We start from the raw sequence: 14,758 nt of genomic DNA on the forward strand, positions 1-14,758 counted from the left end.
ATGACGCGCTCGCGGGCTTGCTCTGACAGGTCTTCGGTGCCCTCGGCCAGACGGCGGCGCAACTGCGCTGCGCGCTCGGAGGCGGAGGATGCAAAGTCGCGGGCACCCGATGCGACGGAATGACCAGCGTCAGACACCGCACCTGCTGCGCCCTTGGCTTTGTCTGCCACGGCCGAGCCCGCGTTTTGGGCGGACCCCGCTACGCTAGACGCCGCGCCCGAGACACGGTCACCGGCGCGCGATGCCGCGTCGCCTGCACGCTGTGCGATACCGGGCTGATCATCATCTTCGGTAAGCGCCCATGAGGGCACATCACCCGTCCGCGCAACATCGCCCGAGTAATAGGGCTTGGACGGATCGCCGGGCTGTGGCCCCAAATCACGACGCTGGCCCACGGGAACAACGCCATGCTGTTCTGCGCTGACCGGAAGGTCGTGGTCGTCGTGGCGGACACCGTAATAGTTTGCACGTCCGCGGGTGTCGCGATAATCGCGATCATCGCGCGAGACATAGCGGTCGCGGCCTGGCATCTTGTCGCCGGCCATCAACCACGCGAGGCCAACACCGGTCAGCGCCAGCGCAATCGGATTGCGCTTTACCGCATCGGTGACAGAGCGGCCAATGTCGCCCCCGTGTTCGCGGAACTGATCCGAAAATTGGCGGGCAATGGTTTCGACCGAGAACTTGTCTTGCAGATCGTCCAGCGTGCTGGTCAGTCCGGCGCGCTCGCGCTCGATCTCGCGTTCGATTTCTTCGGGGCTGCGGTTATTACTTGTCATCGTAAACCTCCTTCACGGCTTGCGCGTCACGTTTTACGTTTTTGGTAGTGCGGGTCGGTGCCAAGCTGCTGAGCTTGAGCGCATTGGTGCCTTTGTTGACCATCACATAGGCGATCAGTGCAAAGGCAACGCCGACGATCAGGGCCGACCACCCCGCAGGGATGCCCGCTTCGGTGAGCGCTGCGACCAATGCCGCGGACAGCACGTTCAATGCGGTCAGGGCAACGACGACAGCGCCGACGATCAGACCGATGGCCGCACCCGCAGATTTCAGATTTTCGTTTACTTCGGCACGGGCCAGATCGACCTCGCTGCGGACCAGCGAACTGACGTGGGTCAGCGCATCGCTCAGCAGGCTGCCGGTGGATTTATTGGGATCGGTGGTCATACTGTGCTCCCTTTTGGTGTGGTGTTTACGGCGGGGCTGGCGACATCACCTGTATCAAGGTTATGCGCGCGCTCTGCCGGTACGGGGCGTTCCATCTCGCGGCCCTCGTAGGCATAGCGTTTGCCGCGTGCGCCTGTGTTCGACGCTTTGGCAAACCGTGTCGCGGCAAAGCCGACCAAGGCAGCACCGCCCAGAAAGACGAAGGGGTTGCGTTTGGCAAAGTCAGTTACCGCGCCGACCATCTCGCCCAGATCCTTGTCGCGCATGGAGTCAGAAGCATCCGCAAGCCCGTCTGCAAGCTGGCTAAAGGTGCGTTCTTGTGGCGACCCGCTGCGCAGTTCGTCGGCGGCGGTGCGCAATGCGCTGGCCACGCCTTTGACTTCGCTCGCGGCGGCACCTTTGGCTTCGTCTGCATAGCGCGCAGCATCGGAGGCAACGGTGTCGGCCACGTCTTTCGCTCTCGCCTTGGCTTCATCCGTAGCGGAAGCGGCGGTGGCTTTTACTTTTTCATTCAGGTCCTGCGCGCCGGCAGGATTGCTTTTTCTAGTATCAGTCATGGTGCGCTCCTTTTGTTAGGCGATGAGGTTGAGAACGGCGAGAACGACCACGATCAGGCCGATGAGGTAGAAAATTCCATGCATTCAATTTCTCCTTTTTTGTCACGTTCCTGTTATTGAAGACCCAACCGTCAGAGTTGAATTTCGTTCCCCGCTTCCGACGTTGGGGACGATAAAACTTGGGTCGAAACGGGTGTGATTTTAGGGTGCATATAAAGGCTCGCGCGAAGCCGCCGCGCACGCAGACAGCGTGGAACGCATTGGCGCGTCGCCGCGTTGGTCAGGGAATACAAATCACATCGCAAAGGAGATCGATATGCCGATGAACAGCCTTAAAGACGTGTACCATGACCAACTCCAAGACCTGTACAGCGCGAACAAACAGTCGCTGGATGTGGTCGTCGCCCTAGGCCGTGCCGCCAAGGACAAAGAGCTTTCCGAAGCCCTGATCGCTGGATCGAACGGCATCAGCGACGGCATGGAAAAGATTGCCGAGATTTGCAACGCCCACGGTATTTCGCCCACGGGTGAACACTGCAAAGGGATGGAAGGGCTTGTGGCCGAGGCGAAGGCCCACGCACTGGAAGAAGACTATGGCGACGACGACGTACGCGACGCCATGATCATCACGCAGTACCAACGCATGGTGCATTACGCGCTGGCCGGATACGGCTGCCTTGTCGCCTTTGCCAACCGTCTGGGCAAAGACGAAGATGGTGCCATCCTGCAGGAATGTCTGGACCAGACCTATGACGGTGACCGCCGCATGACCGACATCGCGACAGGTGGCGTGAACAAAGCCGCCGCCTGAGTCTGCGACAGTTGGGGCGTAGCCCCCAACCAATGTACAAAAGCCCCGCTGGATCAGCGGGGCTTTTCTCATGTCTGCTTACTTCGACAAACCGTTACGCGGCTTCAGCTTGCCTCTGCCGCGGTCGCTTGGGGGAAGTAATCGACCCCCTCTTTCTCGGCGAGCTTGTGGATCTCTGCCATGATGCCTTCACGAGCATCGCAGGCGGCCTCCCACGAGGTGTTGGGATCGGCACAAGGCACGAGGAACCAGACGTCCTTGCCCAGTACGTCCTGCCCCGCGACCCGCACGCATACATCATCCCGATTGCCCACGTATTTCTCGTCCAGCTCGTCGATCACCTTGTCAAAAGCGTCGCGCAGCGCATCCACATCTGCGGTGTGAGTCAGTTTGATCTTAACAATGCGCAACATTTCCGGCTCCTGCATGGTCCAGTTCTTGAACGGGGTAGAGACGAATTCGGTCACCGGCACGACCAGCCGCGTGCCATCCCAATCGCGCAGTTGCACATAGGTGAAATGGATCCGCTCCACGTGGCATAGCGCGTCGTTGAACACGATACGGTCGCCGATCTTGGCTGACCCGTTCAAGGCGATCTGCAACGACGACATGATGTTGCTTAAAATGCTGCGCGCGGCGAAGCCCAAGACAAGGGTGACCGCCCCAGCCGTCCCCAGCAACGTCAGCCCGAGGTTCTGGAACACATTGGTCTGCGACAGGAATATACCGCCGCCAACCAGCACGACAGCCACAACAAAAACCCGACGCGCCGCCGAGATCCGCGTTGCGGTGGTACGTTTGTGCACCTCTTCCTTGAGGGTCAGATCGGTTTCCTCGACCTGCGTCAGGTGATCCAGGATAACCTCGACGCAATTGACCACAAACCACAGCCCCGCCCCGATCAGCCCCAGCCATGCGGTCGGCACCAACACCGTCGTAAGCTCTGCCGAGAAAGAGAAAATCTTGGCCTCGACCACCATCACAAACAGGGTCGACACGCCCACGCAGGCGGGCCCGCGCACCGATCGGAATATCTGCCGCGCCAGCTTCGACGGCACACGCTCCGCGATCCACCCCGTTAGCAACCAGACCAGCCGCGCCACGTAGATCGCCAGCGCGATCAGCACCGGCAGGCCGATGAGTTCCCACAGCGCAAGATCAACGACCGTGTTTTCTGTCAGCACATCGGGCAGCATGGTTTCAAGCCGACCGGGCCCGTAACGGGTGTAGAGCCGCGGGATATTCTGCACCGTGTGGCGCGAGAACACCCAGACAGGGTCGCCCCCTTCGGGCTTGATCCGGTTTAGGCGGATGGACGCGGGGTAGTCGTCCATATCAAGCGTCCACAGCAACAGCGATTTGCGCGGCGTGCCCGCCATCGCCTTGTCAGAGGAGGATGCCGCATCCAGCGCGTCGGGCCGGTCCAGCAGGTTGTCCCAGTTGATCACAGTTTTCCGGCTGATCACGGTTTCAAGCTGTCGGATCAGCGATGTCCCCACGTCCTGCTGGCGATCCTGCTGGATATCGGACAGGTCAAGCAGATGCGCGGCACCGACCCAATCATCGCGACGCACGGCCCGCACAAGGCTTTCCATCGTCGCACGGGGTGTTTCGCGGTCGATTTCTGGCGTGACCGCGGGCAGACCGCTGTTCAATGCCTCAACGCAATACCAGCGGGCGGTATCGCAGGCCTCCTCTTCCTCCTGCGCCCAAAGCGGTGCCGCAAAAATCAAAAGGGTGGCCATCAGACCCGCGAGGTATCGTAGTTTGCTCAAATCACTCTCCATTCCGGCGTCACGACATCACGTGACATGTCGGGGTTGTGACTGAGCTAGCTCAGCTATCGCATTCTACCAGTTTTGATCTTGGCAATTCGTGCCGCCAGACGCACCTGACCGCGTGGTCAGGCCCCCACCTGCCCTGTAGCTTCGTGCAACATCTTGGTCACATGGTTCGTGGCATAGGGCTTGGGTACAAAGGCAGCCCCGCTTGGCACATCCGCTTCGTCAAGCTCGATCACGCCCGACGCAATCATGATCACCACCGGAGGCCAGGTCGTGCGCACATAGGCCGCCAGTTTGAGCCCGTTCATGGTGCCGGGCATATCAATGTCAGTGAACAGGATGCCAATATCAGAATGCGTCTGCATCACTTCTATGGCTTCGTCGGCCGATCCGGCTTCATAGGTCTTAAAGCCGGCCTCTTCGATCATATCGACGGCCCCCATACGGATCAGCGGTTCATCTTCTACGATCAGCACGGCGGGTAGGTTCTGATAATCCACGTTTGGACAGCTTTCACTAGTGATCAATGGGCTTGCAGAGCACCATTCTTAGATCGTCAAACCTGCCAGTGGAGCTTGTAGCATAAAGCTCAAACCCTCTGGCGCGTAGTTTAGTTCCGCCGATCCGTTAAAATATCCGGCGAGCGCTTGTTCTATCATCCGGCTGCCAAAGCCCTTGCGGCTTGGCGGTGTCACCAATGGGCCCCCGCTTTCGGTCCAGCTGAGGTGAAACACCTCTGCGCCATCGCTTGCCTGAGCGACCTTCCACTGCACCGCAATCTTGCCGTCGTCCCCGTCACCGGACAAAGCGCCGTATTTCGTGGCGTTGGTCGACAGTTCGTGCAGCGCCATCGTCAGGGCCAGCGCCTGTTTGGACCCGATCGGCACATCCGGCCCCTCTATCGCGAACCGTCCCTCACCCGTCCGATGAGGGGCCAACGCGGCCTCGATCACCTCGAGGATACGGGTCTGTGCCCATGCGGCCTTGATCAAACGGTCATGCGCCTGCGCCATCATGCCAATCCGCGATTGGATAGCGACCTGCGCATCCTTCAGGTTTTCGGACTGACGCAGCGTCTGCGACACCATGACATTGACCATCGCAAGGGTATTCTTCACCCGATGGTTCATCTCGCCCAACATCAGCTGCCGCTGTTCTTCGGCGACCTTGATCTCGTGTATATCCGTGCAGGTGCCATACCAGCGCGTGATCCGTCCGGCCTCGTCGCGCACAGGCTGGGCACGCCCCAGCACCCACCGATACTGCCCCGTGCGGTGCCGCAGGCGATATTCGATTTCATAGTGCTCGCCGGTCTCAAGACTGTGACGCCAACGCGCCCAGGCTTTTTCCTGATCGTCGGGGTGGAACATGCCGTTCCAGCCCTCGCCGTCGGTCGATCCTTCGGGCACACCGGTGAATTCATACCAGCGGTCGTTGTAATAATCGTGAAACCCGTCCGGCAGAGTGGACCAGATCATCTGATCGACCGAATTCGCAATCGCGTGGAACTTTGCCTCACTCTCGAACAGCTGACGTTCCCGCAGTTCAAGCTGCTCCAGATGTTTGCGCGCCTCATGCTGCCGCCGCCGCGCCTTGAGCGCGGAGCGAACCGAGCGCACCAGCTCCTCTGCGTGCAAAGGGCGCGACAAGAGCACCGCGTTGCTCAGCTGGTCAATCCTTGCCGCCGCGTGGTTGCTGCGGCTGGAGGACGTGCCATTGGCCAGCACGATAAACGGGACATCCGACCACGGGGGCTGCGCGGCCAGCGCCTCTTGCAAGGTATCGACCCCGACGCCTGCCAGCGCCTCCTCGGTCACCAAAATCGCGCCGATTTGCCGCCCGATGAGCCCCGCCAGCTCCCCAAGGGAGGCGACGGATGTCGATGCAATATCATGCTGGTCGAGCAACTGCCCGGCGACAGCCGCATCCCGTCCGCGTGGCGCGAGAATACCGACAGAGACCAAAAGCGCATCATCCGGGGTCTCTGGCTCGGATGACGATGCCATTTGTGGTGTCACTCTGCACCGTCGCTGGTTTGAGGATCGAGCTGCAAAAGCGCGTCTGAGCGCTGCGTGAACACCGGCGTCCCTGACAACACACCCGAGAAACTGCGGATAGGTTCGCCGATCACGATACCAGTCGCGTCGATCTTGAATTCACGGATGCTGCGTTCATGGTCAGACGTACGGGTCTTGATCACCGCGATGGATTTGCGCACTTCGCCTTCGGCCTCGAAAAACCGCAGCATCATGACGGTATCCGCAAGATAGCTGATATCGATGTCGGTCCGCAGTTCCCCTGTGACACCATGTTGCCCGAGGATCATCAGCGACACCACGCCCTGCTGCGCGAGATAGCTGAGCAGTTCATGCATCTGTAGCACAAGGAAATTATCACTTGGCATGGCGTGCAAATAGGCGTTGAGGCTGTCGATCACGACAACACTTACACCGTCCTTTTCTACCGACGTGCGCACCGCGCTGGCGAATTCACCGGGCGACAGTTCCGCCGGATCGATTTGCCGGATTTCCAACCGCCCGTTGTCGATGAACGGCTGCACGTCCATGCCAAGCGCCCGCGAGCGGGTAAGCAACGTCGACAGCCGTTCGTCGAACAGGAAATACGCGGCTTTCTCGCCTCGGTTCAGCGCGGCCAGCATGCAGCGCACCGCCGTCGTTGTCTTGCCCACGCCAGCAGGACCGGCCAGCAGCGCGTTGGTGCCGGGCACAAGCCCCCCGCCCAGCAAAGCGTCGAGCTCGTCCAGCCCCGTTGTCACCGCATCAGCCGAAAAATCGCGCGCATGATCCGCCGCGATCAGGCGCGGGTAGACGCACAACCCACCCTTTTCGATGGTAAAATCGTGATAGCCGCCGTGATACTTCAGGCCGCGCATCTTGATCACACGCAACCGGCGCCGTTCCGACCCGAAATCATTGGCCAGTTGTTCAAGCGAGACGACGCCATGCGCGATAGAGTGAAGCTGTAGATCCCCCGGTTCAGCCGTGCGGTCGTCCAGCATCAAGACCGTGCAATTACGCCGCGCAAAGAAGTGCTTTAGCGCCAGGATTTGCCGACGGTAGCGCAGCGGGTTCTGCGCCAGCAAGCGCAGCTCTGACAGGCTGTCGAGAACGACACGGGTCGGATTATTCTCTTCCACCAGATTAATGATACCCCGCACGGTCTCCCCAAGTTCGACTTCGCTTGGGTGCAGCAAGGATTGCTCCCGATCAGAGCTGTACTCGTCTTCCGCGACCAGCTCGTACAGATCAATATCGTCTAGCGTCCAGGAGTGGGACTGTGCGACAGCCGTGAGTTCATCAACCGTTTCGGAAAGCGTGATATAAAGACCGCGCTCAGCATTTTCGCGACCATTCATGAGGAACTTCAACGCAAGCGTTGTTTTGCCGGACCCCGGCGTCCCCTCGACAAGATACAGCCGATGCGGGGTCAACCCACCACACAGCACATCATCCAAACCAGACGTCCCTGTCGACAGCCGCGTCTGCGCCGCCCCAGTGGTACGATCGCCCATTACTTGCACCCCACTCGTATCATACTCTTACGGTGCCCTTACTCCAGCAGTGGGCCCATGTATCCGCCGTATTTTACTCAATGATGAATATTCAAGCAAATCGATTTGTATCGATATAACGCCAGAGTGCCGGATAACCCGCGGGACTGTTCGGTAAAGGGGCGGTGGCCCGATTGCTCTTGAAAAACGCGCGCGGTTTTGCCACCTATGGCAGTGTGAGGACGACCTCCCCTGAATGGAAAACTGTCGGGACGACCCGGCCCTTCAATGAGGTATAACATGCGCTCTGCATTTGACCGTCTTCGCCACGCCATCAGTTTTGAAATTATCGCGCTGATCCTTGTGATCCCCGCAGGCGCGATCCTGTTTGACGTGCCCCTACATGACTTTGGTGTCGTGGGCATTGTCAGCGCCACGCTCGCGACGCTTTGGAACCTTGGCTATAACGTGCTTTTTGACTTGGCCTTGCAACGGCTGACTGGAACCACCCTGAAATCGCGCATCGTCCGGGTGCTGCACGCGCTGGTGTTCGAGGCGGGGCTGCTGATGGTTCTGCTGCCCTTCATCGCGTGGTATCTGGGGATCAGCCTGTGGGATGCCTTCGTGCTGGATATCGCACTGGCGGCATTCTACCTCGTTTATTCCTACGTGTTTAACCTGATCTACGACACGCTTTTTCCGCTACCCGAATGGTCGCAAGAGCAGGCGGAAAGCGCCTAGCCCACCAACCCATCGTGGTGATCAGACCGGCAAGGTGAATGACGCCTTGATCCGGTCCATCACCACGGTGGTTTTGAACCCTTTGATATCGGGGTTGTTGTAGAAAAAATCGCGGGTGAACGCCTCGTAATCCTGCATGTCCTTGGCGCTGACGATCAGCATAAAGTCCGTCTCTCCGGTCACGTAGTAGGCGCTCATCACTTCTGCCCGCTCCCGCACCGCCCGCTTGAAACGGTCGATGATATCGGACCGTTCCCGCGCCAGCTCCACCGCGATCAGCATGGTCAGGGGACGGCCCACGGCCTCGGGCGAGACGACGGCGATATCGGCCTCGATCGCCTTGGTCGCACGCAACCGCGCAAGGCGCCGCTGGACCGAGGTTTGCGACAGCCCGACCAGTTCGGAAAGGCGCGCGCTGGTGAGCAGATTGTCGCGTTGCACGTGATGCAGGATTTTCCGGTCTATCGCGTCAATCATCCTAAATTCCCCATATCTTACAAAAGTTTGCAGCTTTTACCCGCGTAGCCGCATTATTCGCATAAATGCACAGCGCGAAAAAGCTAAACTCGCACAATACCCTGGCAGGAATCCCCACATGATCGACCATTCTTTTACACAGCACGAATATGCAGCACGTCTGGCGAAAACACGCGCCGAAATGGCCAACCGCGGGCTGGACGCGCTGTTTGTCACCGATCCGTCCAATATGGCGTGGTTGGCGGGCTATGACGGGTGGTCGTTCTACGTGCATCAAGGCGTGCTGCTGACCCACGAAGGCCAGCCCGTCTGGTGGGGTCGCGCCATGGACAGCGCCGGTGCCCAGCGCACCACCTATCTGGATGATGACAATATCGTCGGCTATGATGACACCTACGTCCAGAACCCCGACAAACACCCGATGGAGGATCTCGCCCGTCTCATCGCGGACCGCGGTCTAGAGAATGCACGCATCGGGTTCGAGCTGGACAACTATTACTTTACCGCTTCGGCGTTTCTGACGCTACAAACGCGGCTGCCGGGCGTCAATATCCAGAACGCCACGGCGCTGGTGAACTGGCAACGTGCGGTGAAATCCCCGACAGAGCTTGAATATATGCGCCGCGCCGCGCGGATCGTTGAACGGATGCACGAGGTGATCCGCGAAAAGGCCGAGGTCGGGATGCGCAAGAACGACCTGATCGCGGACATCTATCATGCCTCCGTCAGCGGGGCCGAAGGGCATTGGGGCGACTACCCCGCCTGCGTGCCCATGACGCCCTCGGGTCTGGATGCCACCGCGCCGCATATCACATGGGACGATGCCCCCCTGCGCAACAACGAAGGCACGTTCTTTGAAATCGCGGGCGCACACCGACGCTATCAATGTCCGCAGTCGCGCACTTTGTTCTTGGGCAAGCCTCCGCAGAAGTATCTGCATGCAGAGAATGCCGTGCTCGAAGCGATTGATGCCGGGCTAGAGCAGGCCAAACCCGGCAACCGCTGCGAAGACATCGCCCGCGCCTTCAACACCACCCTGCGCAACCGCGGATTCGAGAAAGACAGCCGCTGCGGGTATGCGATCGGCCTGTCCTACCCTCCGGACTGGGGCGAACGTACCATGTCGTTCCGCGCAGGAGATACCACCGTGCTGGAACCCGGAATGACCTTTCACTTCATGCCCGCCCTTTGGCTTGACGACGGCGGGATCGAGATCACAGAGCCGATTGTCATCACGCAAACCGGTGTCGAATGCCTGTGCACCACCCCGCGTGCGCTTGTGATCAAGGAATAGCGCCATGCGGGACAATCCTATCTCGGCCACCATCGATCTTGAGTGCGACGGCGTGCAGCACGGCTATCTGCGCCTGCCCTACAGCCGCAATGACAGTGCCTGGGGTGCGATCCAGATTCCGGTCACCCAAGTGAAAAACGGCGACGGCCCCTCTGCCTTGCTGACCGGCGGCAACCACGGCGACGAATACGAAGGGCCGCTGGCCTTGGTCGAGCTCGCCCAGACCTTGCAGGCCAAGGATGTCACGGGGCGCGTGATCATCCTCCCCTTCATGAACCACCCCGCCTTTATGACGGGGACGCGGGTGTCTCCGCTGGACGGGGTGAACATGAACCGCAGCTTTCCCGGCCGCCCCGATGGCACCCCCACCCAGAAGATCGCGGACTACTTTCAACGGGTGCTGCTGCCGATGGCAGATGTCGTGCTTGACTTCCATTCGGGCGGCAAGACGCTGGATTTTCTGCCCTTCGCCGCCTGTCACACGCTGGACGACCCTGACCAACAGGCCCGCTGCCGCGCCGCGCGCGATGCGTTCAACGCGCCTTTCAGTGTCGAGATGCGCGAGATTGACGCGCTTGGCATGTATGACGACGCGGCAGAGACGATGGGCAAGACATTCGTCACCACCGAATTGGGCGGCGGCGGCACTGCCACGCCTGAAACCGCGCAGATCGCCCGCACAGGCGTGCGCAATCTGCTGATCCACGCCGGTATCCTGCAAGGCCAGCCCGTCACTGCGCCATCGCGCATGCTGTCGCAAGACGACGACCGTTGTTTTCACGTCACCAACCACGGTGGGCTGGTCGATTTCAACGTCACCCTTGGCGACACAGTGGCCGAAGGCGACCTGATCGCGCGTCTCTGGGACAGCCAGCATACGGGCCTGCCCCCGCGTGAGATCCGCGCCCAGATGGGGGGCATCGTGATCGCCCGCCACCACCCCGGACTGGCACAGCCGGGCGATTGCCTTGCCGTGCTGGCCACCGAACTCACCTGAAACTCTCCTAAACAGAAAGCCTGACCTATGCTTCGCAATGATGATCAACTCGCCACATGGGACCGCGAAAACTTTTTCCATCCCTCTACGCATCTGGCACAGCATGCGCGGGGTGAATCCGCGACGCGGGTGATCACAGGGGCGTCGGGCGTCCATATCGAGGACCGCGATGGCAACCGGATGCTGGACGCCTTTGCCGGGCTCTATTGCGTAAACGCAGGCTATGGCCGGACCGAAATCGCCGACGCTATCGCCGAACAGGCGCATCAGTTGGCCTATTACCATTCCTATGTGGGTCACGGCACCGAGACGTCTATCACGCTGGCAAAGATGATCATGGACCGCGCACCGGCGCATATGTCCAAGGTCTATTTCGGTCTGTCCGGCTCGGACGCGAACGAGACGAACATCAAGCTCGTCTGGTACTACAACAACATCCTTGGTCGCCCGCAGAAAAAGAAAATCATCTCGCGCTGGCGCGGCTATCACGGGTCGGGGCTGATGACCGGATCGCTGACCGGCCTGTCGCTGTTCCACGACAAATTCGACCTGCCGATGAACCCCGTGATCCACACGGACGCGCCCTATTACTACCGCCGCAAGGACCGCACCCAGTCCGAAGCCGAATTCACCGCGCAATGCGCCAACGCGCTTGAGGCGCTGATCCAAGCCGAAGGGCCGGACACCATCGCGGCCTTTATCGGGGAACCCGTATTGGGGACCGGCGGCATCGTGCCCCCGCCCGCCGGATATTGGGACGCGATCCAAGAGGTGCTGAACCGCCACGACATCCTGCTGATCGCGGATGAGGTCGTGACCGGCTTTGGCCGTCTGGGGACGATGTTCGGGTCGGATCACTATGGGCTGAAACCCGATCTGATCACCATCGCCAAGGGTCTGACCTCGGCCTATGCCCCGCTGTCGGGGTCGATCGTATCGGACCGGATGTGGAAGGTGCTGGAACAGGGCACGGACGAGAACGGCCCCATCGGTCACGGCTGGACCTATTCGGCGCATCCGATCTGTGCCGCGGCGGGTGTCGCGAACCTCAAGCTCATCGACGACCTGAACCTTGTCAGCAACGCGGCCGAGGTAGGCGGATATCTGAACGCCTCGATGAAAGAGGCGCTTGGCGATCATCCGAATGTGGGGGACATCCGTGGCGAAGGGCTGCTGTGCGCGGTGGAATATGTGGCCGACAAGGCAGACGCCACCCCGCTTGATCCTGCTGCCAAGGTGGGGGCTGCGATCTCTGCCGCGATGCTGGAACGCGGCGTGATCGCCCGTGCCATGCCCCAAGGCGACATCACCGGCTTTGCCCCGCCCTTCTGCATCACCCGCGCAGAGGTCGATACCGTCGTCGCCGCGACTGCGGATGCGGTAAAAACCGTACTGGGATAAACGCCCCGGTTCGCCTTGTTTCGCAGGGCGAACCGGCCCCCACAGGTGGGGCGTAATGCGGGCGCTAACACGGCGCTTGGCCGTTGCAGCCCCTGATTGTTTGCGCAATGACTACCCCAAGCTACGGGAGGAGCGCAGATGCCACATTGGTCACAGGCGATCACGGATCGCATACAAACAGAAATTCATTTTGACGGTCGCGAGATCAAATGCTTCAAGGATCGCCCCGCCGACCTGAACGCCATGCTCGCCGCGGCCCTTGCCCGCGCCCCCGATCAAGAGGCCGTGGTCAGCGGCGAGACCAGACTGTCCTATACCGAGCTTGACCAGCACGTGGGCCGCATCGCCGCAGGGCTGCGCGCCCGTGGGGTCGAAAAGGGCGACCGCGTCGCGCTGCTGCTGTCGAACCGCTGGGAATTCATCGCGACCATGATGGGCTGTCTGCGGCTCGGCGCGATTGCCGTGCCGATCAACATCCGCGAAGGCACGCCAGAGCTGGCGTTTATCCTGCGTCAATGCGGGGCCAAGATCGCCGTGCATGGCATGGATGTCGCCGACCGCCTGCCCGCACCGGCCGATCTGTCCGGGCTGACCCACCGCTTTTGCGTTGGCGGCACAGTGGCGGGGTCCGACGCGTTTGATACGCTGCCCGCGCAGACCCCGCTGACCGACGCCGTGCCGCTGCACGAGGACGACATCGCGGTGATCCTCTATACCTCCGGCACCACAGGCCAGCCCAAAGGGGCGACGCTGACCCATCTGAACATCGTCCATTCCGCGATGCATTTCGAGCTTTGCATGGAGCTGGGGGCCGGTGAACGGTCGCTGCTGTGCGTGCCCGCAAGCCATGTGACCGGGCTGGTCGCCACCGTCTTTACTATGCTGCAAACCGCAGGCTGCACCGTGATGATGGAGGTCTTCGGTGCCCATGAATTCCTGTCGCTGACCGCCAATGAAAAAGTCACGCAGACGCTGATGGTGCCAGCGATGTACAACCTGTTCCTGCTGCGCTGCAACGTCGATGACTACGACCTGCAACACTGGCGGATCGGGGGCTACGGCGGCGCGCCGATGCCGCAATCCACCATCAGCGAACTGTCGGAAAAGCTGCCGAACCTCTGCCTGATGAACGCCTATGGCGCGACGGAGCTTACCTCTGCCGTGACGATCCTGCCGATGGGGTTCGGCACCAAACGCGCGGATAGCATCGGCATCGCCGTGCCCTGCGCCGACATCCGCATTGTCGATCCTCAGGGCAACGACGTGCCCGACGGCACCCATGGGGAGCTTTGGATCAAGGGCGCGATGACCGTGCCCGGCTATTGGGACAACCCCGACCGCACCGCCTCCGAGTTTTACGACGGCTACTGGAAAAGCGGCGACATGGGGTCACGCGATGCCGAGGGGTTCATCTGCCTGCACGACCGCCGCAAGGATATGATCATTCGCGGCGGCTATAACATCTACAGCGCCGAGGTAGAAAACGCCCTGACCGCCCACCCCTCCGTGATCGAATGTGCCGCCATCGGCTGCCCTGATCCGGTGCTGGGGGAGAAAATGCACGTGTTCATCCACACCACGGATACCGCGCTGGATCTTGATGCGATCAAGGCTTTCGCACGGACAAAGATGGCGGACTACAAAGCCCCCGATTTCGCGACATTCGACCCCGATCCCCTGCCGCGCAACGCCAATGGCAAGATCGTCAAGAACACGCTTCGCGACAGGCTGAAGGCGCAGGCCTGAGGGCATGAAAAAAGCCGCAGCGCACATTGGCGCTGCGGCTTTCATCTGTGTCGGTGCAGGCGCGATCAGGTCGCGGCCGGTTGCGCGTAGGCGAGCTCATGGTCGCCAAGGTCCATGATGTCTTCGCCGGATTTGTCCCATTCGGCCCGATCTTCGTCCGTCGCTTTGGGCGAGAACAGACCGGTCACCGCATAGAACACACCGATCAGCGGTGCGGTCCAGCAGGCAAAGGCCAGCGGGATATACAGCAGGTTGGTCAGGTTACCGTCCAT

14 protein-coding genes and 1 pseudogene are annotated in these 14,758 nt (G+C 60.6%); 6 read left to right on the forward strand and 9 right to left on the reverse strand.

Annotated elements, in window-relative coordinates; all coding sequences use genetic code 11:
- The 3 genes from B3849_RS16070 to B3849_RS16080 all read right to left on the reverse strand — a co-directional run.
- On the reverse strand, positions 1-779 hold a 779-nt coding region (locus tag B3849_RS16070; protein ID WP_286780431.1), incomplete at its 3' end, for a DUF3618 domain-containing protein.
- Positions 769-1,167, reverse strand: coding sequence for a phage holin family protein (locus B3849_RS16075; protein ID WP_005852019.1), 399 nt, complete (start codon positions 1,165-1,167; stop codon positions 769-771). The genes B3849_RS16070 and B3849_RS16075, both read right to left, overlap by 11 nt.
- Positions 1,164-1,724 (reverse strand): hypothetical protein, encoded by a 561-nt coding sequence (locus tag B3849_RS16080; protein ID WP_278425125.1) that lies wholly within the window; start codon positions 1,722-1,724, stop codon positions 1,164-1,166. The genes B3849_RS16075 and B3849_RS16080 overlap by 4 nt, the downstream gene beginning before the upstream one ends.
- A 316-nt stretch (positions 1,725-2,040) precedes the next feature.
- Here B3849_RS16080 and B3849_RS16085 point away from each other — a divergent pair, with 316 nt between their 5' ends.
- Positions 2,041-2,535 carry a ferritin-like domain-containing protein gene (locus B3849_RS16085; RefSeq protein ID WP_037954206.1) on the forward strand — a complete coding sequence of 165 codons (495 nt, stop codon included), beginning with the start codon at positions 2,041-2,043 and terminating at the stop codon, positions 2,533-2,535.
- 104 nt (positions 2,536-2,639) lie between these two features.
- Here B3849_RS16085 and B3849_RS16090 read toward each other — a convergent pair whose 3' ends face one another.
- The 4 genes from B3849_RS16090 to B3849_RS16105 all read right to left on the reverse strand — a co-directional run bounded on the left by B3849_RS16090 (position 2,640) and on the right by B3849_RS16105 (position 7,851).
- Positions 2,640-4,310: a mechanosensitive ion channel family protein gene (locus B3849_RS16090; protein ID WP_278425124.1), complete on the reverse strand. Its 1,671-nt coding sequence runs from the start codon at positions 4,308-4,310 to the stop codon at positions 2,640-2,642.
- A 128-nt stretch (positions 4,311-4,438) separates the two neighbouring features.
- On the reverse strand, positions 4,439-4,819 hold the full coding sequence (locus tag B3849_RS16095; protein ID WP_037954204.1) for a response regulator: 381 nt from the start codon (positions 4,817-4,819) through the stop codon (positions 4,439-4,441).
- 48 nt (positions 4,820-4,867) lie between these two features.
- Positions 4,868-6,337 carry a sensor histidine kinase gene (locus B3849_RS16100; RefSeq protein WP_286780432.1) on the reverse strand — a complete coding sequence of 490 codons (1,470 nt, stop codon included), beginning with the start codon at positions 6,335-6,337 and terminating at the stop codon, positions 4,868-4,870.
- Complete coding sequence (locus B3849_RS16105; RefSeq protein ID WP_278425122.1) at positions 6,334-7,851, reverse strand: ATPase domain-containing protein; 1,518 nt, start codon at positions 7,849-7,851, stop codon at positions 6,334-6,336. The genes B3849_RS16100 and B3849_RS16105 overlap by 4 nt, the downstream gene beginning before the upstream one ends.
- Before the next feature lie 279 nt (positions 7,852-8,130).
- On the opposite strand from B3849_RS16105, the gene B3849_RS16110 reads away from it, so the two are divergent.
- Positions 8,131-8,571: a PACE efflux transporter gene (locus B3849_RS16110; RefSeq protein ID WP_278425120.1), complete on the forward strand. Its 441-nt coding sequence runs from the start codon at positions 8,131-8,133 to the stop codon at positions 8,569-8,571.
- Between the two features lie 21 nt (positions 8,572-8,592).
- On the opposite strand, the gene B3849_RS16115 is transcribed toward B3849_RS16110, so the two are convergent.
- Complete coding sequence (locus tag B3849_RS16115) at positions 8,593-9,048, reverse strand: Lrp/AsnC family transcriptional regulator (RefSeq protein ID WP_005852003.1); 456 nt, start codon at positions 9,046-9,048, stop codon at positions 8,593-8,595.
- 118 nt (positions 9,049-9,166) lie between these two features.
- On the opposite strand from B3849_RS16115, the gene doeA reads away from it, so the two are divergent.
- The 4 genes from doeA to B3849_RS16135 all read left to right on the forward strand — a co-directional run bounded on the left by doeA (position 9,167) and on the right by B3849_RS16135 (position 14,486).
- Positions 9,167-10,342 carry an ectoine hydrolase DoeA gene (gene doeA, locus B3849_RS16120; protein ID WP_005852001.1) on the forward strand — a complete coding sequence of 392 codons (1,176 nt, stop codon included), beginning with the start codon at positions 9,167-9,169 and terminating at the stop codon, positions 10,340-10,342.
- 4 nt (positions 10,343-10,346) lie between these two features.
- Positions 10,347-11,339: a N(2)-acetyl-L-2,4-diaminobutanoate deacetylase DoeB gene (doeB, locus tag B3849_RS16125; RefSeq protein ID WP_278425119.1), complete on the forward strand. Its 993-nt coding sequence runs from the start codon at positions 10,347-10,349 to the stop codon at positions 11,337-11,339.
- A gap of 27 nt (positions 11,340-11,366) precedes the next feature.
- Positions 11,367-12,740 carry an aspartate aminotransferase family protein gene (locus B3849_RS16130; RefSeq protein ID WP_286780433.1) on the forward strand — a complete coding sequence of 458 codons (1,374 nt, stop codon included), beginning with the start codon at positions 11,367-11,369 and terminating at the stop codon, positions 12,738-12,740.
- A 138-nt stretch (positions 12,741-12,878) separates the two neighbouring features.
- Positions 12,879-14,486 carry a class I adenylate-forming enzyme family protein gene (locus B3849_RS16135; protein WP_278425116.1) on the forward strand — a complete coding sequence of 536 codons (1,608 nt, stop codon included), beginning with the start codon at positions 12,879-12,881 and terminating at the stop codon, positions 14,484-14,486.
- Positions 14,487-14,551: 65 nt separating this feature from the next.
- Here B3849_RS16135 and B3849_RS16140 read toward each other — a convergent pair.
- Positions 14,552-14,758, reverse strand: a pseudogene (locus B3849_RS16140) (Na+/H+ antiporter NhaC); the annotation flags it as partial.

Origin of the sequence: Sulfitobacter sp. UBA4523, from assembly GCF_002388305.1 — a bacterium.
Classification (GTDB): Bacteria; Pseudomonadota; Alphaproteobacteria; order Rhodobacterales; family Rhodobacteraceae; genus Sulfitobacter; species Sulfitobacter pontiacus.

Bases quoted from the DNA above. Each gene is read 5' to 3' on its own strand.
- B3849_RS16075 (WP_005852019.1), bottom strand. From the start codon at position 1,167: ATGACCACCGATCCCAATAAATCCACCGGCAGCCTGCTGAGCGATGCG.
- B3849_RS16080 (WP_278425125.1), bottom strand. From the start codon at position 1,724: ATGACTGATACTAGAAAAAGCAATCCTGCCGGCGCGCAGGACCTGAAT.
- B3849_RS16085 (WP_037954206.1), top strand. From the start codon at position 2,041: ATGCCGATGAACAGCCTTAAAGACGTGTACCATGACCAACTCCAAGAC.
- B3849_RS16105 (WP_278425122.1), bottom strand. From the start codon at position 7,851: ATGGGCGATCGTACCACTGGGGCGGCGCAGACGCGGCTGTCGACAGGG.
- B3849_RS16110 (WP_278425120.1), top strand. From the start codon at position 8,131: ATGCGCTCTGCATTTGACCGTCTTCGCCACGCCATCAGTTTTGAAATT.
- B3849_RS16115 (WP_005852003.1), bottom strand. From the start codon at position 9,048: ATGATTGACGCGATAGACCGGAAAATCCTGCATCACGTGCAACGCGAC.
- doeA (WP_005852001.1), top strand. From the start codon at position 9,167: ATGATCGACCATTCTTTTACACAGCACGAATATGCAGCACGTCTGGCG.
- doeB (WP_278425119.1), top strand. From the start codon at position 10,347: ATGCGGGACAATCCTATCTCGGCCACCATCGATCTTGAGTGCGACGGC.
- B3849_RS16130 (WP_286780433.1), top strand. From the start codon at position 11,367: ATGCTTCGCAATGATGATCAACTCGCCACATGGGACCGCGAAAACTTT.
- B3849_RS16135 (WP_278425116.1), top strand. From the start codon at position 12,879: ATGCCACATTGGTCACAGGCGATCACGGATCGCATACAAACAGAAATT.